The 26274-nt window shown below is 69.1% G+C and carries 30 protein-coding genes; 10 read left to right on the forward strand and 20 right to left on the reverse strand.

What is annotated here, in order from left to right:
- The coding region (locus VM306_RS32950) for a LysR family transcriptional regulator (protein WP_325521833.1) at positions 1 to 561 on the reverse strand (561 nt) is incomplete at its 3' end.
- Positions 562 to 633: 72 nt separating this feature from the next.
- On the opposite strand from VM306_RS32950, the gene VM306_RS32955 reads away from it, so the two are divergent.
- A complete protein-coding gene (locus VM306_RS32955) occupies positions 634 to 1527 on the forward strand; it encodes an EamA family transporter (RefSeq protein ID WP_325521835.1) in 894 nt (297 codons plus the stop codon).
- On the opposite strand, the gene VM306_RS32960 is transcribed toward VM306_RS32955, so the two are convergent.
- Entirely contained in the window at positions 1451 to 2950 is a 1500-nt protein-coding gene (locus tag VM306_RS32960; protein WP_325521888.1) for a cobyric acid synthase, read from the reverse strand. The two genes, VM306_RS32955 and VM306_RS32960, sit on opposite strands and share 77 nt — an antisense overlap.
- Here VM306_RS32960 and VM306_RS32965 point away from each other — a divergent pair.
- On the forward strand, positions 2949 to 3659 hold the full coding sequence (locus VM306_RS32965) for a hypothetical protein (protein ID WP_325521837.1): 711 nt from the start codon (positions 2949 to 2951) through the stop codon (positions 3657 to 3659). The two genes, VM306_RS32960 and VM306_RS32965, sit on opposite strands and share 2 nt — an antisense overlap.
- Here VM306_RS32965 and map read toward each other — a convergent pair.
- From map to dxr, 7 genes are all read right to left on the reverse strand, one after another.
- Positions 3646 to 4503 carry a type I methionyl aminopeptidase gene (gene map, locus VM306_RS32970; protein WP_325521839.1) on the reverse strand — a complete coding sequence of 286 codons (858 nt, stop codon included), beginning with the start codon at positions 4501 to 4503 and terminating at the stop codon, positions 3646 to 3648. The two genes, VM306_RS32965 and map, sit on opposite strands and share 14 nt — an antisense overlap.
- A 10-nt stretch (positions 4504 to 4513) precedes the next feature.
- Entirely contained in the window at positions 4514 to 4645 is a 132-nt protein-coding gene (locus VM306_RS32975; RefSeq protein WP_325521841.1) for a hypothetical protein, read from the reverse strand.
- Positions 4645 to 6435 (reverse strand): penicillin-binding transpeptidase domain-containing protein, encoded by a 1791-nt coding sequence (locus tag VM306_RS32980; protein WP_325521843.1) that lies wholly within the window; start codon positions 6433 to 6435, stop codon positions 4645 to 4647. The genes VM306_RS32975 and VM306_RS32980 overlap by 1 nt, the downstream gene beginning before the upstream one ends.
- An 18-nt stretch (positions 6436 to 6453) precedes the next feature.
- Positions 6454 to 7305: a GNAT family N-acetyltransferase gene (locus tag VM306_RS32985; RefSeq protein ID WP_325521845.1), complete on the reverse strand. Its 852-nt coding sequence runs from the start codon at positions 7303 to 7305 to the stop codon at positions 6454 to 6456.
- A gap of 283 nt (positions 7306 to 7588) precedes the next feature.
- Positions 7589 to 8719: a flavodoxin-dependent (E)-4-hydroxy-3-methylbut-2-enyl-diphosphate synthase gene (ispG, locus tag VM306_RS32990; protein WP_325521890.1), complete on the reverse strand. Its 1131-nt coding sequence runs from the start codon at positions 8717 to 8719 to the stop codon at positions 7589 to 7591.
- Between the two features lie 50 nt (positions 8720 to 8769).
- The gene (locus VM306_RS32995; protein WP_325521892.1) at positions 8770 to 9972 is read right to left on the reverse strand and encodes a site-2 protease family protein; all 1203 of its coding nucleotides are present in this window, start codon (positions 9970 to 9972) and stop codon (positions 8770 to 8772) included.
- 16 nt (positions 9973 to 9988) lie between these two features.
- A complete protein-coding gene (gene dxr, locus VM306_RS33000) occupies positions 9989 to 11119 on the reverse strand; it encodes a 1-deoxy-D-xylulose-5-phosphate reductoisomerase (protein ID WP_325521847.1) in 1131 nt (376 codons plus the stop codon).
- Positions 11120 to 11255: 136 nt separating this feature from the next.
- Between dxr and VM306_RS33005 the strand changes: the two genes are divergently transcribed.
- Positions 11256 to 11522: a GlsB/YeaQ/YmgE family stress response membrane protein gene (locus VM306_RS33005; protein WP_325521849.1), complete on the forward strand. Its 267-nt coding sequence runs from the start codon at positions 11256 to 11258 to the stop codon at positions 11520 to 11522.
- Positions 11523 to 11847: 325 nt separating this feature from the next.
- Here the strand turns inward: VM306_RS33005 and VM306_RS33010 are convergent, their stop codons facing one another.
- Positions 11848 to 12498, reverse strand: a complete 651-nt coding sequence (locus tag VM306_RS33010) for a response regulator transcription factor (RefSeq protein WP_325521851.1) — start codon at positions 12496 to 12498, stop codon at positions 11848 to 11850.
- A complete protein-coding gene (locus VM306_RS33015; RefSeq protein WP_325521853.1) occupies positions 12495 to 14099 on the reverse strand; it encodes a sensor histidine kinase in 1605 nt (534 codons plus the stop codon). The genes VM306_RS33010 and VM306_RS33015 overlap by 4 nt, the downstream gene beginning before the upstream one ends.
- Positions 14100 to 14225: 126 nt before the next feature.
- Between VM306_RS33015 and VM306_RS33020 the strand changes: the two genes are divergently transcribed.
- The 5 genes from VM306_RS33020 to VM306_RS33040 all read left to right on the forward strand — a co-directional run bounded on the left by VM306_RS33020 (position 14226) and on the right by VM306_RS33040 (position 18146).
- Positions 14226 to 14765 carry a TetR/AcrR family transcriptional regulator gene (locus VM306_RS33020; RefSeq protein WP_325521855.1) on the forward strand — a complete coding sequence of 180 codons (540 nt, stop codon included), beginning with the start codon at positions 14226 to 14228 and terminating at the stop codon, positions 14763 to 14765.
- 61 nt (positions 14766 to 14826) lie between these two features.
- Positions 14827 to 15852, forward strand: a complete 1026-nt coding sequence (locus tag VM306_RS33025; protein ID WP_325521857.1) for a cytochrome P450 — start codon at positions 14827 to 14829, stop codon at positions 15850 to 15852.
- Between the two features lie 115 nt (positions 15853 to 15967).
- Entirely contained in the window at positions 15968 to 16225 is a 258-nt protein-coding gene (locus VM306_RS33030) for a DUF2631 domain-containing protein (protein ID WP_325521859.1), read from the forward strand.
- Positions 16226 to 16332: 107 nt separating this feature from the next.
- Positions 16333 to 17535, forward strand: coding sequence for a ricin-type beta-trefoil lectin domain protein (locus VM306_RS33035; RefSeq protein ID WP_325521861.1), 1203 nt, complete (start codon positions 16333 to 16335; stop codon positions 17533 to 17535).
- Between the two features lie 119 nt (positions 17536 to 17654).
- Complete coding sequence (locus VM306_RS33040; RefSeq protein ID WP_325521863.1) at positions 17655 to 18146, forward strand: carbonic anhydrase; 492 nt, start codon at positions 17655 to 17657, stop codon at positions 18144 to 18146.
- Here VM306_RS33040 and VM306_RS33045 read toward each other — a convergent pair.
- The 3 genes from VM306_RS33045 to rlmN all read right to left on the reverse strand — a co-directional run bounded on the left by VM306_RS33045 (position 18143) and on the right by rlmN (position 20179).
- Complete coding sequence (locus VM306_RS33045; RefSeq protein ID WP_325521865.1) at positions 18143 to 18574, reverse strand: hypothetical protein; 432 nt, start codon at positions 18572 to 18574, stop codon at positions 18143 to 18145. The genes VM306_RS33040 and VM306_RS33045 overlap by 4 nt on opposite strands.
- A 12-nt stretch (positions 18575 to 18586) precedes the next feature.
- Positions 18587 to 18907 carry a hypothetical protein gene (locus tag VM306_RS33050; protein WP_325521867.1) on the reverse strand — a complete coding sequence of 107 codons (321 nt, stop codon included), beginning with the start codon at positions 18905 to 18907 and terminating at the stop codon, positions 18587 to 18589.
- Between the two features lie 165 nt (positions 18908 to 19072).
- The gene (gene rlmN, locus VM306_RS33055; RefSeq protein WP_325521869.1) at positions 19073 to 20179 is read right to left on the reverse strand and encodes a 23S rRNA (adenine(2503)-C(2))-methyltransferase RlmN; all 1107 of its coding nucleotides are present in this window, start codon (positions 20177 to 20179) and stop codon (positions 19073 to 19075) included.
- 185 nt (positions 20180 to 20364) lie between these two features.
- Here rlmN and VM306_RS33060 point away from each other — a divergent pair, with 185 nt between their 5' ends.
- Positions 20365 to 20760, forward strand: coding sequence for a PadR family transcriptional regulator (locus VM306_RS33060; RefSeq protein WP_325521871.1), 396 nt, complete (start codon positions 20365 to 20367; stop codon positions 20758 to 20760).
- Between the two features lies 1 nt (position 20761).
- On the opposite strand, the gene VM306_RS33065 is transcribed toward VM306_RS33060, so the two are convergent.
- The 3 genes from VM306_RS33065 to VM306_RS33075 are packed head-to-tail and all read right to left on the reverse strand — an operon-like array spanning position 20762 to position 23298.
- Positions 20762 to 21739 carry an aldo/keto reductase gene (locus VM306_RS33065; protein WP_325521873.1) on the reverse strand — a complete coding sequence of 326 codons (978 nt, stop codon included), beginning with the start codon at positions 21737 to 21739 and terminating at the stop codon, positions 20762 to 20764.
- An 18-nt stretch (positions 21740 to 21757) separates the two neighbouring features.
- The gene (locus VM306_RS33070) at positions 21758 to 22546 is read right to left on the reverse strand and encodes a GNAT family N-acetyltransferase (protein WP_325521875.1); all 789 of its coding nucleotides are present in this window, start codon (positions 22544 to 22546) and stop codon (positions 21758 to 21760) included.
- Positions 22547 to 22554: 8 nt separating this feature from the next.
- Positions 22555 to 23298 (reverse strand): class I SAM-dependent methyltransferase, encoded by a 744-nt coding sequence (locus VM306_RS33075; protein WP_325521877.1) that lies wholly within the window; start codon positions 23296 to 23298, stop codon positions 22555 to 22557.
- 107 nt (positions 23299 to 23405) lie between these two features.
- On the opposite strand from VM306_RS33075, the gene VM306_RS33080 reads away from it, so the two are divergent.
- Positions 23406 to 24224 carry a VOC family protein gene (locus VM306_RS33080; protein ID WP_325521879.1) on the forward strand — a complete coding sequence of 273 codons (819 nt, stop codon included), beginning with the start codon at positions 23406 to 23408 and terminating at the stop codon, positions 24222 to 24224.
- Positions 24225 to 24233: 9 nt separating this feature from the next.
- Here VM306_RS33080 and VM306_RS33085 read toward each other — a convergent pair whose 3' ends face one another.
- From VM306_RS33085 to VM306_RS33095, 3 genes are all read right to left on the reverse strand, one after another.
- Entirely contained in the window at positions 24234 to 25088 is an 855-nt protein-coding gene (locus VM306_RS33085; RefSeq protein ID WP_325521881.1) for a phosphatidate cytidylyltransferase, read from the reverse strand.
- 70 nt (positions 25089 to 25158) lie between these two features.
- The gene (gene frr / locus VM306_RS33090; RefSeq protein WP_325521883.1) at positions 25159 to 25716 is read right to left on the reverse strand and encodes a ribosome recycling factor; all 558 of its coding nucleotides are present in this window, start codon (positions 25714 to 25716) and stop codon (positions 25159 to 25161) included.
- Positions 25717 to 25777: 61 nt separating this feature from the next.
- A partial coding sequence (locus VM306_RS33095) for a uridine monophosphate kinase (RefSeq protein ID WP_325521886.1) occupies positions 25778 to 26274 on the reverse strand: 497 nt, incomplete at its 5' end.

Here is a 26274-nt window from a genome sequence, read left to right on the forward strand (position 1 = left end):
GAGGTACTCCTTGCGAGACAACGGGTTCGTGACCGGAATCAGCACTTCGGCTACGTCGTCGCCGATGAACACGCGGGACAGCGACTCCGGCACCGGCAGTGGCGTGTTCGCCCAGTCGTGCACGATCGCCATGTCGAGCTCGCCCCGTGCGACGGCCTCGGTGGCGTGCGGCGGGTCGATCTCCGTGAGCCGCACGTCGAGGGCCGGGTGCTGCTCGATCAGCCGCACGAGGACGTCGGGCAGCAGGCCGCGGGCCGCCGTCGCGAACGCGCCGAGGCACAGGCGGCCGATCGCGGCGCCGCGCTGCTCCTCCAGCGCCACCTCGGCCTCCTCCACGAGTTTCAGCACCTGGCCCGCGGTGTCGGCGAGCAGCCGGGCGGCGTCGGTGAGCCGGACGCCCCGGCCCGCGCGTTCCAGCAGCGTGGTGCGGGTCTCGCGTTCGAGCTTGGCGATCTGCTGCGAGACCGCGGACGGCGTGTAGCCGAGCACGTCCGCGGCGGCGCCGACCGTGCCGTGCACGGCGATGGCGTGCAGCGCCTTCAGCCTTCCCAGGTCGAGCATGTAGCGATGCTAAACCCATCGACTTAGAAAGCGGAACTAGTGCTAAACAGTTAGCTCCCGCAAGCTTGAGGCATGAGTCCCCGTCACGTCCTGCTCGCCGTGCTCGTCGCCGTCATCTGGGGCTTCAACTTCGTCGTGCTCAAGGTGGGTCTCGACGAGTTCCCGCCGATCCTGTTCTCCGCGCTCCGGTTCCTCGCGGCGGCGGTGCCCGCGATCTTCTTCGTGGGACGGCCGTCGGTCGCGTGGCGCTGGGTCGTCGCGGTCGGGCTGGTGCTGGGCGTCGCGAAGTTCAGCTTCCTGTTCATCGGCCTCAGCGCGGGCATGCCGGCCGGGCTGTCCAGCCTCGTGCTGCAGAGCCAGGTGATCTTCACGGCGGTGTTCGCCGCGGTCGTGCTGCGCGAGCGGCCGAGGCCCGTGCAGATCACCGGCATCGCGCTGGCCGTCGCCGGCATCGGGCTGATCGCCTGGGACTACGGGCTGTCGTCGCCGCTGCTCGCCTTCCTGCTGATGATCGCGGCGGCGGCGTGCTGGGGCGTGTCGAACGTGCTGATGCGGTACGCGCGGCCGGCGGACACGTTGCGGTTCATGGTGTGGGTGAGCGCCGTCGCGGTGCTGCCGCTGTTCGCGCTGTCCGCGCTGACCGAGGACATGTCGGCGCTGGGCCGCCTCGACTGGGCCGGTGCTGGCGCCATCGGGTACGTCGCGTGGGTCTCGACGCTGCTCGGGTTCGGCGTCTGGGGGTTCCTGCTGCGCCGGTACGAGTCGTCGGTCGTGGCACCGTTCTCACTGCTGGTGCCGGTGTTCGGGATGTTCTCGGCGTGGGCGTTCCTCGGCGAGGACCTGACGCCGTTGCGCGCCGCCGCGGGCGGGGTCGTGCTGCTGGGGCTGGCTATCCCGCAGTTCGCGGGGCGCCGGGCGGCACGAACGGAAGTCCTGCCGGAGCCCCTCGTTCCAGCAGGTCGATGACGGCCTTCGTGTCCAGGTGATCGGCGACCAGGTCGCCCAGCAGGTCCAGCTGGGCCTCGCGGGCGGCCTGGAAGCTCACCTCGTCCGGGACGAAGTCGCGGCCGGAGCGGTCCGCCGCCCAGCGCAGGAACCTCCGCCGGAACGCGTCGTTCTCCAGCAGGCCGTGCCAGTGCGTCCCGAGGACGCGATCGGTCTCCGCGCCCTCGTCGCCGATCAACGGCCGTTCGGCGCTGCGGACGACCTGGCCGTGGTGGATCTCGTACCCGGTCACGGACTCGTCCCACACCGTTCCCGACGGTGTGGCGAGGGTCTTCTGCGGCTGGAACCGGATGTCGACGTCGAGCAGGCCGAGCCCGTCCACGGTGCCGCGCCCGGACTCCACGTCGTCCTCGATGCTCCTCGACAGCATCTGGAAACCGCCGCAGATCCCCAGAACCGGCCCGTCGAACCGCTGGATCCCCTGCGCCAGACCGGTTTCACGCAGCCAGGCGAGGTCGGAGACGGTGGCCTTGGAGCCGGGCAGCACGACGAGGTCCGCGTCCGCCAGCCGTGACGGCTCGGTCACGAACCGCACGGAGACACCGGGTTCGCAGGCCAGCGCCTCGACGTCGGTGGCGTTCGAGATGCGCGGCAACCGGATCACGGCGACCCGCAGCCAGTCGCGCTTCGGCGGCATCGGACGGCCGACCACGCCGTCCGCGGTGTAGGACAACGAGTCCTCGGCGTCGAGCCAGAGCTCCTCGCGCCACGGCAGCACTCCCAGCACCGGCCGCCCGGTCAGCTCCCGCAGCTGGTGCAGACCCGGTTCGAGCAGGCGCTGGTCGCCGCGGAACTTGTTGATGACGAAGCCGGAGACCAGCGCCTGGTCGGCCGCGTCCAGCACCGCGACCGTGCCGAAGAGGTGCGCGAACACGCCGCCGCGGTCGATGTCACCGATGACGAGCACAGGGAGGTTCGCCCGTGTCGCGAGGCCCATGTTCGCGATGTCGTCGGCCCGCAGGTTGATCTCGGCCGGCGATCCCGCGCCCTCGCAGACGACGACCTCGTGGTCGTGCCGCAGCCCGTCCAAAGTGGACAACACGGTCTCGAGCAGGTGCTGCTTGCGTTCGCGGTAGCTCAGCGCCGACACCTCGCCGACCGCCTGACCGAGCACCACGACCTGGGACGTGCGGTCGCTGCCCGGCTTGAGCAGCACGGGGTTGAACCGCACGCTGGGCTCCTTGAACGCCGCCCGCGCCTGCAGCGCCTGGGCCCGCCCGATCTCGCCGCCGTCGAGTGTGACGAACGAGTTGTTCGACATGTTCTGCGCCTTGAACGGCACCACGTCGACGCCCTGGCGTGCCAGGAAGCGGCACAGACCGGCCACGAGGACGCTCTTCCCCGCGTCCGAGGTCGTCCCACAGATCAACATCGCGCCCCGCATGGACGCCAATGCTGCCATCATCACGGGCATGGTCACCGTCGTGCTGATGCACAGCCCGTTCCTCGGCCCGTCGAGCATGCGCCCGCTCGCCGACGAACTGGCCTCCGACGGGGTGGCCGTCCTGCTCGTCGACCTCCAGATGAGGATCAACGAGGCCCCCGTCCACCAGCGGCTGATCGGCGCTTTCGCGGACGCGCTGGAGGACGCCGGGGTCGCAGGACCGCTGGTCCTGGTCGGTCACAGCGGCGCGGGACCGTTGCTGCCGTGCTTCGCCGACGCCCTCGAACTGGAGGTCGCGGGCCTGGTGTTCCTCGACTCCGACCTCCCCACGCCCGGCAGGTCGTGGCGCGAGACCGTCGACCCGGCGCTGGTCAGCCAGGTCAAGGCTTCGGTGCGCGACGGCAGGCTGCCGCGCTGGGACCGCTGGTTCGACTCGGACCCGCTGCGGCTGGTGCCCGCCGAGCTGCGCGAGGAGATGCGCGACGAGGCCCCCGCGGTGCCATGGGAGTTCCTGAAGGAACAGCGCCCGGTCGTCGAGTGGTCAGGGCCGTGCGGGTACGTGCTGCTGTCGCCGGTCTACGAGGACGCGGCGGCGAAGGCGGAGTCGTCGGGCTGGCCCGTAGAGCGCCTCGAGTCGCACCACCTGGCGGCCGCGACGTCACCCTCCGCGGTCGCGGCCGCGCTGAAGTCGGTGGTCAGCAGACTGTGAGGATCTCCGAGCCCGTCTCGGTGACGACGATCGTGTGCTCGAACTGAGCGGTCCAGCTCTTGTCCCTGGTGGTGACGGTCCAGCCGTCGTCCCACATCTCGCCCTCGAAGCCGCCGAGCGTGATCATCGGCTCGATCGTGAACGTCATGCCGGGTTCGAGCACGGTCTTCACCGACGGCTCGTCGTAGTGCAGGACCACGAGTCCGCTGTGGAACGTCCGCCCGATGCCGTGGCCGGTGAAGTCGCGGACCACGCCGTAGCCGAACCGGTTCGCGTACGCCTCGATGACGCGGCCGACGACGTTGATCTCACGACCGGGCTTCACGGCCTTGATGGCGCGCATGGTCGCCTCGTGCGTGCGCTCGACCAGGAGCTTGTTCTCCTCGGAGACGTTGCCCGCGAGGAAGGTGGCGTTCGTGTCGCCGTGGACACCGCCGATGAACGCCGTCACGTCGATGTTCACGATGTCGCCGTCCTCGACGACCGTGGAGTCCGGGATGCCGTGGCAGATGACCTCGTTGAGCGAGGTGCAGCACGACTTCGGGAAGCCCCGGTAGCCCAGCGTCGACGGGTACGCGCCGTTGTCGCACAGGAACTCGTGCGCCACCGCGTCGATCTCGTCCGTCGTCACACCGGGCACGACGACCTTGCCGGCCTCCTGCAGCGCCTGGGCGGCGAGCCTGCCCGCGACGCGCATGGCCTCGATGATCTCCGGCGTCTGCACCCAGGGGTCGGTGCTCTTCTGCGGTGCGGGCTTGTCCACGTACTCGGGACGCACGATGCGCGACGGCACCTGACGACGCGGGGATTGCACACCTGGTTGCAGCACAGCACGAACAGCCATGCTCTCCAGATTAGCCTTGTGCGCGGTGCCCGCCCCGAACCTGGTCCTCGGCCCTGGGCTCCGGCAACCGGGGCGCGGGTAACAGGACCCCTGCCCGCAGCAGGCGTTCGCGCAACGTCGTCAGGTCTGTGGTCTTGCTCATCACGGCACCGCCTTGAGGAACCTCGCCGCCACCTCCACGGCCGGCGTCGAGGTCTCCCCGCTGAGAACGAGCGTCGCGAACGCGACGTCGCCGCGGTAGCCCATGAACCACCCGTGTGAGTGCACACCGTCACCGAACTGTGCGGTACCAGTCTTACCGCGCACGTCTCCGTACGGCTTGAGCTGTGGTGCAGTGCCGTAGTCGACGACCTCGCGCATCATCTGGCGCACCGGGTCGAGCGCGGCCGCGGGCGGTCCTGCGGGCTGTTTGTCCGCTTTGGTCTCCTTGCCGCGCACCAGCTGCGGCACCGGCATCGAGCCCTTGGCGATGGACGCCCCCACCAGCGCCATGCCGAACGGCGACGCGAGCACCTTGCCCTGGCCGAACGCGTCCTCCGCCCGTTCCACGACGTCCGTCGCGGGCGGTACGGAACCGGTGATCGTCGTGAGCCCCGCGATGTCGAAGTCGGCACCCAGGCCCAGCGAGAGGGCGGTGTTCGTCAGCAGGTCGGCGGGCATGTCGACGGCCAGCTGGGCGAACGTGGTGTTGCAGGAGAACGCGAACGCCGACCGCAGCGGGATGGTGCCCTTCTCGAACTCGCTGGAGTTCGGCACGATCCGCCGTCCGTCGATGGTCGTCCTGCCGGGGCACGGCAGCGGGGTGTCGGCGTTGGCCTTGCCGGACTGGATCGCGGCGAGCGCGCTGACCGCCTTCATCGTCGAGCCCGGCGGGAAGCGCCCGGTCAGCGCGAGCGCGCCCTGGGCGTCGGCGGGGTCGTTCTGCGCGACGGCCAGGATGTCGCCGGTCGACGGCTGGATCGCCACCAGGATCGTGGGCTGCTGCACGGGCTCGACGGCGTCCTCGGCGGCGGTCTGGATCGCGCGGGACAGTGCGACGGTCACGGCCTTGGCCGGCTCGGGGGCCTTCGAGTGCAGCTCGTCGATCTCGGTGCCCTGCGCGTCGACGGTGGCGACGCGGAAGCCCGCGCTGCCCGCCACGTCGTTCTCGATCAGCTTGCGGACGGCCGGCAGCACCTGGGAGCCGAAGTTCCTGCTCGGCGCGAGCAGCGACGTCTGCGAGCTGAACCGCACGCCGGGCAGCTCGTAGATCTTCGGCTTGACCGACTGGTAGTCGGGGTCGCGCAGCGCCGCCACCTGGTAGGCCTGACCCTCGGGGGTCTTGGCGACCCCGTCGGTGATCGTCTGAAGGGTGATGGCCTTGTCGAGCGGGTTCAACGCGTCGGCGAGCGCCTTCGAGACGGCACCGACGTCACCGGCCTCCTTGGCCACGAGCATGATCGAGACGACCCGCTCGGGAGCCAGCAGCGGCGTGCCGTCGCGGTCGAGCACCGGCGCCGGGTCGGGCTTGAGCTCGGTGAGCCGGATGGACTGCTGCGGCGCGAGCTTGGGGTGCGCGACCGACGACTGCCAGTGCACCTTCCACGCGTCCGCCTCCTGGCGCACGTCGAACTTCGTCGGGTACGTCCAGTGGCGGTTCTTGCCCAGGTCCCAGTCGAGCGTGACGCTCGCCTCGGAGGCCGTCTCGCCGTTCTTGCGGATCTGGTCGACCTTGCTGGTGAGTCCCTCCGGCTTCAGCGCACCCCGGAACTTGTCCAGGGTCTCCTTGGCCTCTGCCGGGTTGTCGGTCATCCCGGCGGCACCCTGCACGTCACCGGACGCGAGCTTCGCCAGGAAGTCGTTGGTGATCTCCGGAGCCCCCGGTTCCGACGTGAACAGCCCACAGCCGCTCACCGTCACCAGCACCACCGTGATCGTCGCGAGAAGGCGCACCCGCGCGAGTATGCCCGTTCAGAAGAGGACAGTGGCGTATTGCCCGACTTGTTCGAACCCGATTTTCCGGTAGGCGGCCTGGGCGACGTGGTTGTAGCCGTTCACGTACAGGCTCGCCGTGCGGTTGAGGACCCTGGTCAGCCGGTCCGCCACCGCTGCCGTGCCCGCGGTGCCGATGCCCTCACCCCTCCGGTCCGGGCGGACCCAGACGCCCTGGATCTGGCCCACCTTGCTGGACATGGCGCCGATCTCCGCCTTGAAGACGACCTCGCCGTTCTCGAACCTGGCGAAGGCCCTGCCGGCTGCGATGAGTTCGCTGACGCGTGCCCGGTAGCCCGCGCCGCCGTCTTCCGCGCAGGGGTCGATGCCCACCTCTTCGATGAACATGTTGACGGCTGCGGGGAGGTAGCGGTTCAGCTCGCTCGGCCTCACCTGCCTCACCTGCGGGTCCGGGGTGATCTCCGTGCTGGTTCTGAGCGCCATCAGGGGCTGGTCCGCTCTCACCTCCCTGGCTGGGCCCCAGTCCGGTTGCAGCTCTTCCCAGAGGGTCAGGACCTGTTCTGCCGGACCTACCAGGCTGGAGCACATCCTGCCCCTGCGCCTCGCCCGGTCGGCGAACATGCGCATGGCCGTCGCGCTGCCCTTCAGGGGGATCAGGTTGGGGCCCGAGAAGCAGAGGCCGTCCACCTTGCCCCTGATCGGTTTGGAGTCGCTTCCCCACATTTCGCCGCCCAGGCGCCAGGGGTCCAGGCCTGCTACTTCCACCCTGGCTGCGACCATGCACGCTGCTACGGGGTCTGTTTCGAAGACCCCGCGCACGTCGATCAGGTCGCGCTCGTCCAGCACGCGCGCTCCGGCCAGCCTCAGCACGTCATCTAGCGTGCCAGATTCGGCTTGGATGTGGCATCAGCCAACTGTGGGGACGCCGGGGTGATGGTTCGCACGTGGTGGGTGCGTTTCGTCCGTGCGGGTCCTGTTCCAGGCGCGGGGCTCCGCCAACTGATCTGAGACCGGCCAGCGCCGTTCGTGAGTCGATGGCACGCCTGTTGGTCGGCAGCTTGCTGTTGGGGGTGGTTGTTGCTGATCGCGTGGCGGCTTCGTGAAAGACGAAGGGCGCGCCCCCTTCGGGAGCGCGCCCTTTCACCTGTTCGTGTCAGCCCACGGTGACGGCTGGCGTGCCGCCTTCCACCGGTTCCATCTCTTCTGCCAGGCGCATGGCCTCTTCGATGAGGGTTTCCACGATCTGGTGTTCGGGGACGGTCTTGATGACCTTGCCCTTCACGAAGATCTGGCCCTTGCCGTTGCCGCTCGCCACGCCCAGGTCGGCCTCTCGGGCCTCGCCGGGGCCGTTCACGACGCAGCCCATCACGGCTACTCGCAGGGGGACCTCCATGCCCTCCAGGCCGGCCGTGACCTGCTCCGCGAGCGTGTACACGTCCACCTGGGCCCTGCCGCAGGACGGGCAGGACACGATCTCCAGCTTGCGCGGGCGCAGGTTCAGGCTCTGGAGGATCTGGTGGCCGACCTTGATCTCTTCCACCGGCGGGGCGCTCAGGGACACGCGGATCGTGTCACCGATGCCCTGGCGGAGGAGGGCGCCGAAGGCCACTGCCGACTTGATGGTGCCCTGGAAGGCCGGGCCGGCCTCCGTGACGCCCAGGTGCAGGGGGTAGTCGCACTGCTCTGCCAGCAGTTCGTAGGCGCGGACCATGACCACCGGGTCGTTGTGCTTCACCGAGATCTTGATGTCGTGGAAGTCGTGCTCCGCGAAGAGCGAGGCCTCCCACATCGCGCTCTCGGCCAGGGCCTCCGGGGTGGCCTTGCCGTACTTCTGCAGCAGGCGGGGGTCCAGCGAGCCCGCGTTCACGCCGATGCGGATCGGGGTGCCGTGGTCCTTGGCGGCGGCCGCGATCTCCTTCACCTGGTCGTCGAACTTGCGGATGTTGCCGGGGTTCACGCGGACCGCCGCGCAGCCCGCCTCGATGGCGGCGAAGACGTACTTCGGCTGGAAGTGGATGTCGGCGATCACCGGGATCTGGGACTTCCTGGCGATCGCCGGCAGTGCGTCCGCGTCGTCCTGCGAGGGGCAGGCGACCCGGACGATGTCGCAGCCCGCCGCGGTGAGTTCCGCGATCTGCTGCAGCGTCGCGTTGACGTCCGACGTCAGGGTCGTCGTCATCGACTGGACGGAGACGGGGAACTCGCTGCCGACACCGACGTTGCCGACCATCAGCTGCCTGGTCTTGCGACGTTCCGACAGCACCGGCGGCGGCAGTGCCGGCATTCCGAGCATCACGCCGTCACTCATGGGTTGTGCACCTTTCCGTGGATCACTTATTGCAACCTGATCGGGTTGACGATGTCGGCGGTCACGGTCAGCAGCGTGATGGCGCCGCCGATGAAGATGACCACGTAGGTGAGGGGCAGCAGGCGCAGGTAGTTGACCGGGGCGCCGGCGGGCTTCCCGCGCAGCTTCCGAATCCAGTCTCGCACCCGTTCGTACAGGTTGACGGCGATGTGACCACCGTCAAGCGGCAGGAGCGGCAGGAGGTTGAACACACCCACGAAGAAGTTCAGGCCCGCGAGCATCAGGATGAAGAACGCCCAGAGGCCTCGCTCCGCCGCGTCACCGCCCAGGCGGGAGGCTCCGACGACGGAGATAGGGGTGTCGAGGTCGCGCTCGCCGCCGCCGATGGCCTTGACCACGGCCGGGATGCGCTCCGGGAAGCGCATGAGGCCCTGCCAGGTGTTCACGAACATCTGGCCGGTGAAGCCGACGGCGGCCGGGACCGCCTCGACCGGGCCGTAGGTGAAGGTCTGCTGGACGATCACGCCGATGGCACCGACCTCCTTGACCTCGACGCCGCCCTTGCCGTCGGAGATCTGGCGGCTGACCTTCGGCACGTCGACGGTGAGCGTGAGCTCCTTGTCGTCGCGCAGCACCTTGAACTCGTTCGGGCCGCTCAGGTCGCGCGTGACCTTCTGCATGTCCGACCAGGTCGCGATGGGCTTGCCGGCGATGGAGGTGATGCGGTCGCCCGGCTGCAGGCCCGCGCTCTTCGCCGGGGACGGCGCGCTCGCGGGGCACGCCGCGTCGACGGGGACGGTGTAGTCCTGCACGCAGTCGGTGATCTGCGCGAGGACCGGCTCGTCCTTGTTGTTCGGCAGGCCCAGCGACATCGCGAGGACCAGCAGGATGATGAAGCCGAGCAGGAAGTGCGTGATCGACCCGGCGGAGAGCACGACGACGCGCTTCCACACCTTCTGGTTGTAGAAGGCGCGCTTGCGGTCGTCCGGGTGCACCTCCTCCAGGGCCGTCATGCCGGTGATCTCGCAGAAGCCACCGGCCGGCAGCGCCTTCAGGCCGTACTCGGTCTCGCCCTTGCGGAACGAGAAGATCTTCGGGCCGAAGCCGATGAAGTAGCGGGTGACCTTCATGCCGAAGGCCTTCGCGGTCAGCAGGTGCCCGAACTCGTGCAGCGCGATGGAGAACGCGATGCCGAACGCGAACAGCAGCACCCCGAGGATGTTGACGATTGTGTTCACGGAAAGCTCAGTTCCTTCCAACCAGCTCGCGGGCGCGTGCGCGCGCCCAGTCCTCGGCGGCCAGCACCTCCGCGACGTCCGCGGGGTCCTTCTGCCAGTCCTTCGCCTCGCCGAGAACCTGGCCGATGGTGTCCACGATCGACAGGAACGACGTCTTGCCCGCCACGAAGGAGGCGAGTGCCTCCTCGTTGGCGGCGTTGTAGATCGCGGGCAGGCACCCCGCGGCCCTGCCCGCCTGCCGCGCGAGCTCGACCGCCGGGAACGTGACGCCGTCCAGGGGTTCGAACGTCCACGAGGCAGCGGTGTCAAAGGTACAGGCGGGCGCGGCCCCCGCCACCCGCTCGGGCCACCCGAGACCCAGTGAGATCGGCAGGCGCATGTCCGGAGGCGACGCCTGGGCCAGCGTCGAACCGTCCGTGAAGGTCACCATCGAGTGAATGATGGACTGCGGGTGCACGACGACGTCGATCCGGTCGTACGGCACCCCGAACAGCAGGTGCGCCTCGATCAGCTCGAGGCCCTTGTTGACGAGGTTGGCCGAGTTGATGGTGACGACCTGGCCCATCGACCACGTCGGGTGCGCCATGGCCTGCTGCACCGTGATGTCCTCGAGCTCGGCGCGCGTCCTGCCGCGGAACGGCCCGCCGGACGCCGTGAGCACCAGTTTGCGCACCTCGTGCGGAGTCCCGCCGCGCAGGCACTGCGCGAGCGCCGAGTGCTCGGAGTCGACCGGCACGATCTGGTCGGGCTTGGCCGCCTTCAGCACGAGCGGCCCGCCCGCGATGAGCGACTCCTTGTTGGCGAGCGCGAGCGTGGCCCCGGTCTCCAGCACCTTCAGCGACGGCTCGAGCCCCCTGGAGCCGTCCATGCCGTTGAGGACGACGTCCGCGGGCGCCGCCTCGATCAGGTCGACCATGCTGGTCAACGTTCTGACGCCGGGTACGTCGGCGCCGTTCGCCACCGCCACGACGGGGACGCCGAACTCTGCGGCCTGCTGCTTCAGCAGGTCCAGCTGACGCCCACCCGCGCCGAGACCCACGACCCGGAAGCGGTCGCGGTTGCGGCGGATGACGTCGAGCGCCTGGGTGCCGACGGAACCTGTCGACCCCAGGATCAGGACAGTGCGTGGAGTACTCATCGCCCCTCATTGTTCCGGAGAGTGCCTGAGAGCCCGGGCACAGCCCGCTACTTTGATAACGGAGTGGTTTTGGAGGTGTGAAGTCGCCGGATCGAGGGCATTCCATCGTCGTCAAGCAGATGGAAGGAGACTCTCGGTGGGCATCCTCGGATGGATCGTGCTCGGCCTGCTGGCCGGTGCAATCGCCAAGGCGATCATGCCGGGCAAAGACCCGGGCGGAATCATCATCACGATGCTGATCGGCATCGTTGGCGCGATCCTGGGCGGATTCATCGGGTCCGCGATCTTCGGGACCGATCTGGGCTCGTTCTTCGAGATCCGGACGTGGCTCCTCGCCATCGTCGGATCGTTGGTCCTGCTGGGCATCTACCGCCTGGTGACGGGGCGGCGAACCCACGCATAGCCGTTACACAGACGTGTGAGGCCGTCCGGGTGACCCCCGGACGGCCTCTTCGTCATTCCAGCTCCTTAGGCCGGAAGAACGACTCGATCGCTCCTTCGCCGCGGCGTCCAGCGGCATGGCGGGTCGTCGTGTGGCTCGGCTGCTGCTGCAGCGGTGCCTTCGGCCACCCGTTGTCCCAAATCGCGCACGGGGGCACAGCGGAGGTGCGCGCGTTGGCGTTCATCCCGGACGGCCGGCAGGTTGGTCAGCGCCACCGACGGCGAGCGACCGGTGACGTTTTCGTCAGTGCCCTTGAACGCGACCTGCTGATGGTCTGGACGACGGTCTAGTTCGCCAGGCCCGCATCCCGTGCCAGCAGCGCCGCCTGCACCCTGTTCGTCAGCCCCAGCTTCGCCAGCAGCCGCGAGACGTAGGTCTTCACCGTCGCCTCCGACATGTGCAGCTTGGCGCCGACGTCCGCGTTCGACATCCCCTGCCCGAGCAGCGCCAGCACCTCCACCTCGCGGTCGGTCAGCCCCTCGACGGCCTTCTGCGCCGCCTGCCGCTTCGGCTGGCCCGAGGTGGCGACCATGCCGACCACGCGTGATGTGACCATCGGCGAGAGGTAGGCCTCTCCGTTGTTCACCGCGCGCACGGCCCGTAGCAGCTCCTCGGGCGCGGAGTCCTTCAAAAGGAACCCGGCGGCGCCGTCGGACAGCGCGCGCACGATGTTCTCGTCCTCGCCGAACGTCGTCAGCATCACGACGCGCACGGAAGGTGCGACGACCCGCAGTTCCTTCGCGCAGGCCAGGCCGTCCATCCGCGGCATGCGGATGTCGAGCACCGCCACGTCGACGCGGCGTTCGCGGACGATCTGCAGCGCCTCGCGGCCGTCGCCCGCCTCCGCCACCAGCTCGATGTCGCCGGCGGTGCCGAGGATGGCCTTGATGCCCGCTCGCATCAGCGGTTCGTCGTCGGCGATGAGCACCCGGATCATTGGCCAGTCCTCTGAACGTGGATCTTCTTCTCGACCAGCTTGCCGTCCCGGAAGCAGAAACGCACCACCCTGGTGCCCTTCGCCAGGTACGACTGCTCGTCGGTCACGTGGTAGACGCAGCGTGCGCCCGGCGGTTCCGGGGAGGCCTGCGACTTGCGCTCACCGTCGGCCACCAGGGGTTCGTCGCCGGACGGGAGCAGTTTCATCACGTCGGCCTCCGGCTGGCCCTCCTGGATCCTGTCGAGGCTGTCCTGCGACACGACGTCGGTCACCGGCTGCGTGCCGAGGTAGGTGAAACCGCCGATGATCACGGCGAGCACGAGTGTCGCACCCGCGATGGACCCGACGCCCGCCCACTTGCGGATGCCGCGCGGCGACTCGGTCTCGTCCTGCTCGTCCTCGGGCTCGTCCGGGAGCGCGGTCTCCTCGTACGGGAGCACGGCCGCGATCCGGAAGCCCCCCGACGGCAGCGCGCCCACGTGCAGGATGCCGCCGGCGAGGCGGACGCGTTCGGTGAGGCCGATCAGGCCGACGCCCGGCGACCCACCCGGCGACCCGTGGCGCGACGGGTTGTTCCGCACCTCCACGACCAGCGCGTCGGGCTCGTACTTCACCGTCACCTGCACGGCGGCGCCCGGCGCGTGCTTCGACGCGTTGGTCAAGCCCTCCTGTGCGACGCGATAGGCCGCGTGAGAGACACGGGACGGCAACGGGTGCGCCTGCCCGCCTCGGACCAGACTGACCAGCACACCGGCCTTGCGCGCGTCGCCCACCAACGAGTCGATGGACTCCACGGTTCGTGTGGCGGGGTCGTCGTCGGGACCGTCCTCGGCTCGCAGCACGCCGATGATGGCCCGCAGCTCCTCCATGCCGGTCAACGCCGCCGAGCGCAGCACTCCGATCGCCTCGCGCTGCTTGTCCCCCAGCGACGGGTCCATGGCCAGCGCGCCGGCGTGCACGGAGATCAGCGAGAGGCGGTGGCCCAGGCTGTCGTGCATGTCCTGGGCGATGCGGCTGCGTTCACGCAGGCGCACCTGCCGCGACAGCAGCTTGTGCTCGCCCCGCATACGCGCTTCGCGGTCCCGCATCGCCTGCACCAGCGCCTCGCGTTGCGCGAGGTACCGCCCGACGAGAAACGGCAGCGCCACGCCCACGCCGAAGATGGTGATCAGGATCAGCATCGCGTAGACGGGGTCGAGGTCGATCGGCCGCGCTTCCCAGTCCCACATCAGCACCACGACGACGAGCGTCAGCGCCGCCGACACCACCGCCTTGACCCACGACTCGATCCGGCGCCCGGCCGTGTAGCTCAGCACGACCATGAACGCAGGCCCGCCGAACGGGATCGCCGCGCCCACGATCATCAACGTCGCCGGCAGCACGTGCCGCAACGGCAGCAGCACCACGTAGGCGGCCACGAACGCGATGAGCGTCCAGCCCGACGCCCTCTGCTCCGCCCACGGCCCCGGCCACAGGTCCAGCAGGATCGCGGCGACGAGGACGATCAGATCGCCGACGAGCCGCACCGGCGTCAGCGTCCGGAACCGGGCCAGGGTGTCGGCGAGGAACGCCTCGCCCCTGGCCCGCAGAGCAGTAGTCACGCTCCCAAGCTAACGAGACGTCCCATGTCCGCGCGGCACGCTGGAGTATCGAATCAGCGCGACGAAAGTTGACGCGCCCTTACTACCGGCATCACCAAGGGTGAACACTCGCGTACTGTTGTGAACATGAGTGTTCACCTTCTGCAGACGGCGACATCAGTGCTGCTCAAGGACCCGACGGCGTCGATGGGCGACGTCGCGCGGGCGGCCGGCGTCGGCAGGACCACACTCCACAAGCGCTATCCGACCCGCACGGCACTGGTCCGCGCCCTCGCGAGCGACGCGCTGGACCTGATCGACTCGGTGGCCCGCCAGGTCGACTTCGACGGTGACCACGCGCTCGAAGACCTGATCACCAGGCTGGTCGCGCTCGGCCCGCGGGTGGAGTTCCTGCTCCGCTTCCCCGGCCTGGAGCGCGACGAGGAGCTGGCGGCCCGCATCCGCGGGATGGACCGGCCCGTGCTCGACCTGATCACCCGGCTGCAGGGCACGAAACTGCGCCGCGACCTGCCCGCGTGGTGGATCCTGCGGACCCTCTACGCCGGGCTCTTCAACGCCTGGGAGGCGATCGGCGACGGCCGGCTGGCCCCGCTGGACGCTCCCCGGTTCGTGCTGACCACGGTGTTCGAGGGGGTAAACGATGCTGGAGCAGTTGACCGGACATGAGGACCCGCATCCGATCTATGAACGGCTACGCGCGCAAGGCCCACTGACGCGCGACGGAGGCATGTGGGTCACGACTAGCCACCCGCTGACCGGCAAGATCCTGCGTGACCGGCGGTTCGGCGTCCGCGTCGCCGACGGCAGCTATCCGGGCAACGGCAGCCTGCTGCCCGAGTCGTTCCTGGAGCTCGACCCGCCCGACCACACCCGGCTGCGCAGGCTCGCCACGCCCGCGTTCAGCCCGAAGAAGATCGACGAATACCGGGCCCGCGTCGAGAAGGTCGCCGGCGCACTGCTCGACAGGGACGAGTTCGACCTCATCGCGGATTTCGCGGCGCCGCTGCCGATCTCGGTGATCAGCGACCTGCTGGGCGTTCCGGACGAGGACACCGCCGAGTTCGCGGACTACGGCGCGCTGGTCGCCGCGTCGTTCGACACGGGCGTCACCGCGGAGATGGCCGACGCCAACGACAAGGTGCTCGCGCTGTTCGACCGGCTCATCGCCCAGCGCCGCAGGACGCCGGGCGACGACGTGATCAGCTCACTGGTCGCCGCGGAGGCCGAGAAGAAGCTCACGGCCCAGGAGATGCTCGGCACGCTGGTGTTGCTGCTGGTCGCGGGCTTCGAGACCACGGTGAACCTGATCGGCAACGCCACCCGCGCCCTGCTCGACCACCCCGCGCAGTGGCAGCTCTTCCAGGCCCACCCCGAGATCGCGCCCGCGGTCGTCGAGGAGACGCTGCGGTGGGCGTCGCCGGTGCAGCTGACCAGCCGGGTCGCGCACGAGCGGGTGGACCGGATCGGCGAGGACGAGTGGGTGACGCTGCTGATCGGCGCCGCGAACCGCGACCCGGAGGTCTACCCGGAGCCGCACAAGTTCGACGTGATGCGGGTGCACAAGCCGGAGCACCTCGCGTTCTCCAGCGGCATCCACTACTGCCTGGGCGCGACGCTCGCGCGCATGGAGGGCGACGTGGCGTTGCGCGCGCTCGCCCGCCGCATGCCGGGCCTGCGGCAGACGGGCCCGGCGACGTTCCGCGACTCGGTGGTGATCCGGGGCCTGAAGTCGTTGCCGGTCAGCCGGTTCTGACGTTCGTCCGGGCGTGACTTCGCGCCGTCGATCATGCGCGCGCGACCTCACACATCCGCGCACACCCACATGTGCGACGATGACCGAGTAATCCGGATGAGCAGTGGAGGAAACCGTGGCTTCGTCCTCGGAACTGGACAAGCGTCCTGCCGTCGACCCGCACGAGGAGCCGTCGCACGACTGGGGCTGGCACGGCACGCTGCCCAAGGGCACCCGCATCGCCGGCTGGCTCTCCGCGGTCTTCTGCTTCCTGATGCTGATCGGCAACCACCACGGTCAGACCGAGAACATCTTCCTCGTCGCCACCGGTGTCACGATCATCGCGCTGCTGCTGTGGGACGCCGCCCGCCGCAAGACGTCCTGGCGCCGCTGAGCCCCAACCTGTCCGGTTCTGTCCGCTGACAGTGCGTGCCGGTTTCGCTACCGTTCGAGATGGTCTAGACCGCTTATCCCTGCCCTTCGCTGTGAAGGCGGTCTTTCATGTCTCTTGGCGTGCTGTTAGCGGCATTGACCCTGCTCAGCCCTGTTGCCGACGACCTGCCGGACGAGTTCCGGCAGCCTTCGTCCTCCGACATCTCCATCCAGTCCGTCGTGTGCGACGGCGACGGCGTGAGCGGCAAACGCGTTCAGGCCGTGTACGTGCGCGGCGACCAGTCCGCGGACCGGTACCCGCAGCTCGTGGGCCAGTTCCAGACGTTCGCCGACCAGATCGACAACTCGTTCGTCGAGGCGGCCTCACGCCTGGGTGGCGGCGTCCGGCACGTCCGCTTCGTGACGGACTCCGGCTGTCGCGCGAAGGTGGACAACGTTGTCGTCCCGCAGTCGGCGATGTCGTCACCCTCGGCCGTGGCCGACCAGCTCGCGGCGCGCGGCTACAACCGCACCGACCGCAAGTACCTGTTCTGGCACGACTCCGACGGCTGCGGCGTGGCCTGGGGCGCACCGGGCGACGACCGCCCCGGCGCTGACAACGGCTACAACTCGGGACCCTCCTACGCCGCGGTGGGAACGGGCTGCTGGACGTGGCAGGCGAGCGGCCACGAGCTCCTGCACACCCTGGGCGCCGTGCAGCGTTCCGCGCCGCACTCCTCGCAGTTCGGCCACTGCTGGGACGACCAGGACATCATGTGCTACAACGACGGCGGCATCCCGAACCCGCCCGGCGGCCTGGTGAACGTCTGCCCCGGAGCGCCCGAGAACCAGATCGACTGCAACGGCGACGACTACTTCCACACCACCCCCGCCGCCGGCTCGCACCTGGCGACGCACTGGAACGTGGCGCGCAGCCAGTTCCTGACCTCGTCCGGCAGCGGCGGCGGCGCGATCGTCGGAATCGGCGGGAAGTGCGTCGACGTCAGCAACTCCGGCACCGCCGACGGCACCGCGATCCAGCTCTGGAACTGCAACGCCACTGGCGCGCAGCAGTGGTCGCGCAGCGGGGACACGTTGCGCGCCTTGGGAAAGTGCATGGACGCGGCCAACTCGGGCACCGCTGACGGCACCGTCGTGCAGCTGTGGGTCTGCAACGGCACCGGCGCCCAGGTGTGGACGCGCTCCGGCACCACGCTGCGCAACCCGCAGTCGGGCAAGTGCCTCGACCCGTCCGGCGGCTCGTCCGCCGACGGCACCAGGCTGGTCATCTGGTCGTGCAACGGCGCCGCGAGCCAGAACTGGAGCCTCTGAGGAAATGTCGGCCCCCGCTTGTGTCTGAGTGGGGGCCTTTCCCACCCTCCGGGCGCTGTTGCGGACATGCGCATACGGCAGTTGGCTCAAGTCATACGCCCAGGCGAAGGGACTTGACCATGTCGGTCACCGACGAACTGCTAGCCAACAACGCCACCTACGCCACCCAGTTCTCCGGCCCGCTCCCCCTGCCCCCTGCCAAACAGGTGGCCGTCGTGGCGTGCATGGACGCCCGCATCGACGTCTACCGGGTCCTGGGCCTGCAGGAAGGCGAGGCGCACGTCATCCGCAACGCCGGCGGCGTGGTGACCGAGGACGAGATCCGCTCGCTGGCCATCAGCCAGCGCCTGCTCGGCACGCGCGAGGTCATCCTCATCCACCACACCGACTGCGGCATGCTGACGTTCACCGACGACGACTTCAAGCGCTCCATCCAGGAGGAGGTCGGCGTCAAACCCCCTTGGGCCGCCGAAGCCTTCGGCGATCTCGAGGAGGACGTGCGCCAGTCGATCGCGCGCATCACCGGCAACCCGTTCGTGCCGCTGAAGAACTCGGTGCGCGGCTTCGTGTTCGACGTGGCGACCGGTCTGCTGACCGAGGTGAAGCCCTAGACGCACGTCCAGCAGTAAAGCCGCTCGCCGTTCTTCTCCGCGTCGACGGCCAAGTCCTTGAGCTCACCCAGGATCTCGGCGAGCACAGCCGCGTCGAACCCGGCCAGTTCCTCGATCCCAGCCCACCTCACCGCGACCTCGTCCAGGTCACCGGCGGCCGCAAGCCCGTCCCGCAAGCCGTCGGTGACCGTGATGACCATCAGCCCGCTGTCGTCGTGCTCGATCACGACACCGTGACCCCACCGCGGATCCTTGATCACCTCGTCGTAAGGCCGCCCGGTGAGCAGTTCCTCGAGGCACCCCATCACGACGAGCGGCTCGATGAACTTGGTCTCCACAGTCGGGAACTGGTCCCTTGGCCCGTCTTCGAGCGCGGTGGCGGCCGCGTCGTCCGACGGCGCGGCGAAGTAGTCGTACAGGACAGCCATGTCTTGAGCCCCTCAGGCGTGCACGCGATGTTCGTCGCAGTAGAACACGTGCATCCGATTCCAGTGCCGCAGGTCCTCGGTGATCTCCGCACAGCAGTGCGTGCCGGGAATCTCGTGCATGTGCCGAGGACACTCCTCGACCAACTGCTGCGAAGCCTGACCCTCGACCTCGAACGCGGGTCTGCTGCCGACGACGAACACGGTGTCCGCCACGACGTCACCGCGGAGCAGGTCGCGGTTCTCCTTGTGGCGCAACCGCTCGTAGTCGGGCTCCTTGCTGAACCCTTGGCACACGACGGTGTGCGGCCGCCCACCTTGGAGCTTCGCGCGCACGTCCTTCCACCTGGACCGCCTGAACCGAGGCTGTGGTGCACCAGCACCGATCCAGCAACGGCCCGTTTCCCGGCACGCACGGGGATTCGCTTTGCCGCAACGGCCGGGCAGGCCGCACCACGCGGTACTCGTCCTGGCCCAGCCGCACCGTGCTGACGAGCCAGGTCAGCCCTCAGCCGCGAGCTGACCGCAAGCCGCGGCGATCTCCTGCCCACGCGTGTCCCGCACGGTGCACTCCACACCCTGCTCCCGAACCCGCCGCACGAACTCCCGCTCCACCGGCTTCGGCGACGCGTCCCACTTCGACCCCGGAGTCGGGTTCAGCGGGATCAGGTTCACGTGCACCAGCTGTCCGAGGTGCTTGCGCAGCTTCTTGCCGAGCAGGTCGGCGCGCCAGCCCTGGTCGTTGATGTCGCGGATCAGCGCGTACTCGATCGACACGCGCCGCCCGGTCTGGTCCGCGTAGCCGCGTGCCGCTTCCAGCACCTCGGACACGTCCCACCTCGTGTTGACGGGCACGAGCGTGTTGCGCAGCTCGTCGTCCGGCGTGTGCAGCGACACCGCGAGCCGCACCTGCAGCTTCTCCTCGGTCAGCTTCTTGATCGCTGGCACCAGACCGACCGTCGACACCGTGACGGTGCGCTGGGAGATGCCCAGGCCATCCGGCGCCGGGGCCGTGATGCGGTGCACGGCCTCGATCACGCGCTTGTAGTTCGCGAGCGGCTCGCCCATGCCCATGAACACGATGTTCGACAGGCGGCCGGGACCGCCGGGCAGGTCGCCGTCGCGCATCGCGGCGGCACCCAGGCGCACCTGGTCCACGATCTCCGCGGTCGACAGGTTGCGCTGCAGGCCGCCCTGGCCAGTCGCGCAGAACGGGCACGCCATGCCGCAGCCCGCCTGCGACGAGATGCACAGCGTCGCACGGTCCGGGTAGCGCATCAGCACGGACTCGATGAGCGTGCCGTCGTGCGCGCGCAGCAGCGTCTTCGACGTGGCGCCCTCGTCGGCAGTGACCTTGCGCACGACCGTGAACAACGGCGGCATCAGGTCGGCCACGAGCTTGTCGCGCGTGGTCGCCGGGATGTCCGTCATCTCGGCCGGGTCGACGGTCAGGCGGCTGAAGTAGTGGTTCGACAGCTGCTTCGCACGGAACGGCTTCTCACCGAGGGCCGCAACGGCTTCAGCTCGTTGGGCGGGCGAGAGGTCGACCAGGTGGCGCGGCGGCAGGCCGCGCTTGGGCGCGTCGAAGACAAGGGGAAGCGAGGTCATAGCACATCTAGTGTCCCACGAACTCCGGCAACACAAGACCGTTGCATCGCGATAGGTTCCGATATATCGTTAACGACATGATGATGCGACCACACCACAGAGATCACCACCACAGGCATCGCCACGGTCCCTTCGGGGGCGGTGGCAGGGGCGGCCGCCAGAGGCGCGGCAACGTCCGGGCGGCCGTGCTGTCCTTGCTGGCAGAACGGCCGATGCACGGCTACGAGATCATCCAGGAGATCGCCAGGCGCACCGGTGGCGCGTGGAGCCCGAGCCCCGGCTCGGTCTACCCGACGCTGCAGATGCTCGCCGACGAAGGCCTGGTCACCGCCGAGGAAGAGGGAGGCAAGAAGTTGTTCAACCTCACCGAGCACGGCAGGACGGAGCACACGGCCCCGCCCTGGCGCGACATCGACATCCAGCTCGACCCGGTCGACGGCGAGCTGCGCACCTCGGTCCGGCTGCTCGGCGCCGCGATGGAGCAGATCTCCCACGCGGGCACGCCCGAGCAGAAGGCGCGCGCGGCCGAGCTCTACACCGAGCTGCGGCGCAAGCTCTACGCCATCCTCGCCGAGGAGTGAGCTACCACCGGTCGTGCACGTGCGGCCGGATCAGCTCGTCGTACACAGCCGCGACGGCCGCGGAGTCCACGGGCTCCAGAGCGGCGGCACCCGCGTTGGCGGCGGCCTGCGACACGTTGCGGGCGCCAGGGATCACGACCGTGACACCGGGCTGGTCGATGATCCACCGCAACGCGAACTGCGCCATCGTGGCACCTTCCGGCACCAGCGGCCGCAGCCGCTCGACGGCCTCCAGGCCGACCTCGTACGGGACCCCGGAGAAAGTCTCGCCGACGTCGAACGCCTCGCCGTTGCGGTTGTAGTTGCGGTGGTCGTCCGCGCCGAACGTCGTGTCCGCCGTGTACTTGCCGGTCAGCAACCCGGACGCGAGCGGCACCCGCGCGATGATCGCGACCCCCGCCTCGGCCGCGGCCGGCAGCACCTGCTCGAGGGGCTTCAGGCGGAACGCGTTCAGGATGATCTGCACGCTGGCCACGTGCGGACGCCTGATCGCCTCCAGCGCCTCCTCGACCTTCTCCACCGACACGCCATAGGCGGCGATCCGTTGCTGCTCCACCATCTCGTCCAAGGTGTCGTACACCTCGTCACGGCTGTACACGGCCGTGGGTGGGCAGTGCAGCTGCACGAGGTCCAGCGTGTCGACGCCCAGATTGCGGCGGCTCCGGTCGTTCCACGCGAGGAAGTTCTCCCGGTTGTACCCCTCCGTGGTCTGCTCCGGCAGCCGTCGCCCCATCTTCGTCGCCACGAAGACGTCGTCGTCCTTGCGTTCCTTCAGGAACCGCCCGACGAGCGTCTCGCTGCGACCGTCGCCGTAGACGTCGGCGGTGTCGAAGAAGTCGACACCGGTGTCGGCCGCGGCGTGCAGCAGCGCGAGCGCCTCGCTCTCGTCCACCTCGCCCCAGTCGGCCCCGAGCTGCCAGCACCCGAGCCCGAGGACGCCGACCTGGCGGTTCAACCTGCCTGCGATTCGCTTCTCCACGAACCGGAGCCTAGTCCGCTACCGGCTGTAGTTCAGCGTTCGCGCATACGGCCTGAACCCCAGCCGCTCGTAGAACTCCTCCGCCGCCTTGCCGTGGAACGGGTACACGATCGCCTGTTCGGCGGACAGGTCGCGCAACGCGCGCATCGCGCCGTGACAGACCGCCGCACCCAACCCCATTCGGCGGAAATCCGGATGCGTCCCAACGGGTTCCAGCTCACCCACGCGGTTCTCGTCGTCGAACCAGATCAGGCAGGACGCGGCGAACCGCCCGTCCGGCGCCTCCACGACCCAGTCGAGGTCCGCCCGGTACGGCCAGGCCGCCATCACGTTGCGGTAGCTCTCCTCGGTCACGCGCGACGGGTGCCACACCTCCCGGTGCACCTCGACGCGCCGGGCCAGGTCGGCCTCGGTGATCGGGCGGACCGTGAAGCCCTCCGGGACCTCCACCTCGGGCAGGTCGCGCAGGTCGTGGGTCATGAACACCTGGTACTCGCCGTCCTGGCGCACGTACCCGTGGCGTTCCAGAGCGGCGACCAGGTGGTGCTCGGCGTCGAGGATCATGACCTCGCGGCCGGGGAAGCGCTTCAGCACCTCGTCCGCGAGATCCGCGCACGCCGGGTCGACCTGCAGGTAGAGGTCCTCGCCGCGCTGCTCCCACGCCCAGGCGGCCACCTCGCCGTCGCGCTCCCACAGCTCGAACTGCCACTCGGACTCACGGCCGACGTGCTGGAACCGTTGCCAGGCAAGGTCTCCGACGTGCCAGTTGGCGCAGTGCGACCACAACCGCTGCGTGAGACGTTGCATCTCGCGGATCACACGATCAGCCCCTTCGGCTTGCGCCGCACGTGCAGTCGGTAGCCGACGGGGAAGCTCAGCCCGGTCACCGACGCGATCGCGCGCTCGGCGACCTTGGCGGAGAACTCTATGCGCAGCACCGACTCGAGGTCCTCCCGGTTCTCGAAGCGCCACTCGGCGGTGACGCGCCGCAGCGAGAACCCGTTGTCCGCGAAGAACTTCTCGACGGCCGCCGGGTCGTAGCGCGGTTCGTCGGCACGCAGCCACGGCCCGTAGGGATCGGCCGTGCCGTCGAGGTCGACGATCGCGAGCGCGCCACCCGGACGGAGCACTCGGTCCGCCTCGCGCAGCCCGGGTTCGCAGCCGGGCCCGAAGAAGTAGGCGGTGCGGGCGTGCACCAGGTCGGCGGAGGCGTCGTCGAGCGGCAACCGTTGCGCGGGACCGCACACGACACGGGCGTTCGGCAACTCGGCCACGCGGTCCTCGGCGCGCACGACGAGCGGGGGGTGCGGTTCGACGCCCGTGACGGACTTCGCGGTGCGGGCGAAGAACGGCAGGTGGAAGCCGTCTCCACAACCGACGTCCACAACGTCCAGACCGTTGAACGAATGTTCTTCACCCATTGCCGCCCAGATCGCGCCGTGCACGTCCTGGGCGCGGTTCTCGACCTCGTAGACGTCCGGCCAGTGCCAGATGTTCGGGCTCGGCACGACATCTGCCGGACGCACCGCGTTCAGCGCCGCCCGCACGAATCCCCTCACGAAGACCCCCTCACGGAGACACTGTAAGACCTGGATTTGCCCGCGACCGTACGAATTCGTCCAGTCACGGCGTAGCGTGATCGCATCTCTTCCTGCAGGAGGCGGCAGTGTCGATCGCTCCCAACACGCCCCAGCTCGCACCGCTGCTCAGCGGAAGTCCGTGCTGGGCGGAGAGAACCGTCGACGACCTCAAGGGCGCGATCGAGTTCTACACCGGCCTCTTCGGCTGGCACTACGCCGACGACGACGGCTACACCGTGGCGATGGTCGACGGCGTTCCCGTCGCGGGCTTACCCCGGGGCGAGCCGGAGCCCTGGCAGTTGTACCTGGTCACGCCCCACGCGCGAGCCACCGCGGAGAAGGTGTTCCACCTCGGCGGGACCGTGCTGCGCAATCCGGAGGACGGCGCCGACCACACGCAGAGCACCGTGATCGTCGACCCGACCGGCGCCGTCGTCGGGTTCCGGCACGTGCCGCCGGACTGGCGCTTCGGCACGGGTGGGCACGGCGCCTACGCGTGGGCCGAGCTGAACACCCGTGACGGCGCGGTGGCCGACGAGTTCTTCGGCGAGCTCTGCGGCTACGACATCACGCAGATCGGCGACGGCCATCGGCTGGACTACGCCTCGTACTCCGTCGAGGGCACCGAGGTCATCGGCCGGCAGAAGATGGGGCGCGAGTTCCCGGACGGGGAGCGTTCGCACTGGATGGTGTACTTCAACGCCGCGCCCGAGATCGGCATCGACTCGGTGGCGTACCGGGTGCTGGAGCTCGGCGGCCGGGTGACCGTCGAGCCCTACGACACCCCGTTCGGACGCATCACCGTGGTCGAGGACCACGCGGGAGCGGCGTTCTCCGTGATCGACCCTTCCCGCGTGATCGAGGCGGAGCCCCGCAGCGAGGTGGACGACCCGTTCGACGACTAGCCGCGGCCGCTACTGGATGAAGAGGTGCAGCAGCAGCCAGGACGCGACGGCGGACGGGAGGAGCGAGTCCATCCGGTCCATCAGGCCGCCGTGGCCGGGCAGCAGCGTGCCCATGTCCTTGATGCCGAGGTCGCGCTTGATCAACGACTCGACGAGGTCGCCCGCGGTGGCCGTGACGACGAGAGCGGCGCCGAACAGCGCGCCCTGCCACCACTGGCCGTCGAGCAGCGTCGTCACCGTGATCGCGCCGCCGACCACACCGGCGGTCAGGGAGCCCGCGAAGCCCTCCCAGGACTTCTTCGGGCTGATGGTCGGCGCCATCGGGTGCTTGCCGAGGAAGACACCGGCCGCGTAACCGCCGACGTCGGAGAGCACGACACCGATGATGAACGCGAACACGCGGCCCACGCCGTCGTCGGGAACGACGAGCATGGCCGCGAACGCCGCGAACAGCGGCACGTAGGCGACGATGAACACCGACGCGCTGAGATCGCGCAGGTAGCCGTCCGAACCGCCCCGGAACCGCCAGATCATGCACACCAGCACGGTGACCACGAAGGCGGTCATCATGCCGGCGCGCTCCAGCGGCCAGGACAGCCAGAGGATCGCCTGGCCACCGATCAACGCGGGCCACAGGGCGACGGTGATGCCGGCCTTCTTGAAGGCGCTCGCGATCTCCCACGTGGACACCGCCACGGCCGCCGCGACGATGCCGATGAAGGTCTGCCGGACGGTCAGCAGCGACACGACGATCACGGCGCCGAGCCCGACACCGACCAGGATCGCCGCTCGCAGGTCACGTCCCGCACGCGACGGCTTCGACGCCGGCACCTCCGCGGGACTGCCTGCCACTGGTGCTCCCATCACGACCTCCGCCCGGCCTGGGCTGCTACGACGCCTGCGGCGAGGAGGCCGGGCGAAACCAACGGGGACATCAGACTTCGAGGAGCTCTGCTTCCTTGTGCTTCACGAGCTCGTCGACCTGCGCGGTGTACTTGTGGGTCAGAGCGTCGAGCTCCTTCTCACCGCGGGCGCCGTCGTCCTCGCCGACCTCGCCGTCCTTGACGAGCCTGTCGATCTCTTCCTTGGCCTTGCGGCGGACACCGCGGACGGAGACGCGCGCGTCCTCGCCCTTCTGCTTCGCCACCTTCACCATGTCCCGGCGGCGCTCCTCGGAGAGCTGCGGGATGACGATGCGGATGATGGAGCCGTCGTTGCTCGGGTTGACGCCCAGGTCGGAGTCCCGGATCGCCTTCTCGATCGCGTTCAGCTGGCTCGCGTCGTACGGCTTCACGACCGCCATGCGCGCCTCGGGAACCGTGATGCTCGCCATCTGGTTCAGCGGCGTCATCGAGCCGTAGTAGTCGATGTGGATGCGGTTGAACATCGAGGGAGTCGCACGACCGGTTCGGACGGAGGAGAGGTTCTCCTTCGCCACCGAAACCGCCTTTTCCATCTTCTCCTCGGCGTCGAGGAGGGTCTCGTCGATCACGACTGCTCCTTGCTCTGCGTGTTCGTGCCCAATTCCCGGTCCTGGAGAGATCCCACCAGGTCTAGAAGGCCGGACGGCCACCGGGGGTGCTCACCAGGGTGCCGATCTTCTCACCACGCACCGCGCGGGCGATGTTCCCCTCGGTGAGGAGGTTGAAGACGAGGATCGGCATGTTGTTGTCCATGCAGAGGCTGAAGGCCGTGGCGTCGGCGACGTTGAGGCCGCGCTCCAGCACCTCGCGGTGGGTGATGTTGTCGAACATCAGCGCGTCCGGGTCGATCTTGGGGTCGGCTGTGTAGACGCCGTCGACGGCCTTGGCCATCAGGACGATCTCGCAACCGATCTCCAACGCGCGCTGCGCGGCGGTCGTGTCGGTGGAGAAGTACGGCAGACCGGCGCCGCCACCGAAGATCACGACGCGTTTCTTCTCGAGGTGACGCATCGCGCGGCGGGGGATGTAGGACTCGGCGACCTGCGTCATCTGGATGGAGGTCTGCACGCGGGTGTCGATGCCGTGCTCGCGCTCGAGGAAGTCCTGCAGCGCCAGGCAGTTCATGA

It is taken from the genome of Lentzea sp. (assembly GCF_035525475.1).
Taxonomy (GTDB): domain Bacteria; phylum Actinomycetota; class Actinomycetes; order Mycobacteriales; family Pseudonocardiaceae; genus Lentzea.

Excerpts from the sequence above, each read along its gene's own strand:
- VM306_RS33025 (WP_325521857.1), top strand. The coding sequence starts at position 14,827 with ATGTGGGTCACGACTAGCCACCCGCTGACCGGCAAGATCCTGCGTGAC.
- VM306_RS33045 (WP_325521865.1), bottom strand. The coding sequence starts at position 18,574 with ATGGCTGTCCTGTACGACTACTTCGCCGCGCCGTCGGACGACGCGGCC.
- VM306_RS32955 (WP_325521835.1), top strand. The coding sequence starts at position 634 with ATGAGTCCCCGTCACGTCCTGCTCGCCGTGCTCGTCGCCGTCATCTGG.
- VM306_RS32960 (WP_325521888.1), bottom strand. The coding sequence starts at position 2,950 with ATGCGGGGCGCGATGTTGATCTGTGGGACGACCTCGGACGCGGGGAAG.
- VM306_RS33070 (WP_325521875.1), bottom strand. The coding sequence starts at position 22,546 with ATGCAACGTCTCACGCAGCGGTTGTGGTCGCACTGCGCCAACTGGCAC.
- VM306_RS33035 (WP_325521861.1), top strand. The coding sequence starts at position 16,333 with ATGTCTCTTGGCGTGCTGTTAGCGGCATTGACCCTGCTCAGCCCTGTT.
- VM306_RS33020 (WP_325521855.1), top strand. The coding sequence starts at position 14,226 with ATGAGTGTTCACCTTCTGCAGACGGCGACATCAGTGCTGCTCAAGGAC.
- VM306_RS32975 (WP_325521841.1), bottom strand. The coding sequence starts at position 4,645 with ATGAGCAAGACCACAGACCTGACGACGTTGCGCGAACGCCTGCTGCGG.
- ispG (WP_325521890.1), bottom strand. The coding sequence starts at position 8,719 with ATGCCGGCACTGCCGCCGCCGGTGCTGTCGGAACGTCGCAAGACCAGG.
- map (WP_325521839.1), bottom strand. The coding sequence starts at position 4,503 with ATGGCTGTTCGTGCTGTGCTGCAACCAGGTGTGCAATCCCCGCGTCGT.
- rlmN (WP_325521869.1), bottom strand. The coding sequence starts at position 20,179 with ATGACCTCGCTTCCCCTTGTCTTCGACGCGCCCAAGCGCGGCCTGCCG.
- VM306_RS32965 (WP_325521837.1), top strand. The coding sequence starts at position 2,949 with ATGGACGCCAATGCTGCCATCATCACGGGCATGGTCACCGTCGTGCTG.
- VM306_RS33085 (WP_325521881.1), bottom strand. The coding sequence starts at position 25,088 with ATGGGAGCACCAGTGGCAGGCAGTCCCGCGGAGGTGCCGGCGTCGAAG.
- dxr (WP_325521847.1), bottom strand. The coding sequence starts at position 11,119 with ATGAGTACTCCACGCACTGTCCTGATCCTGGGGTCGACAGGTTCCGTC.
- VM306_RS33040 (WP_325521863.1), top strand. The coding sequence starts at position 17,655 with ATGTCGGTCACCGACGAACTGCTAGCCAACAACGCCACCTACGCCACC.
- VM306_RS33010 (WP_325521851.1), bottom strand. The coding sequence starts at position 12,498 with ATGATCCGGGTGCTCATCGCCGACGACGAACCGCTGATGCGAGCGGGC.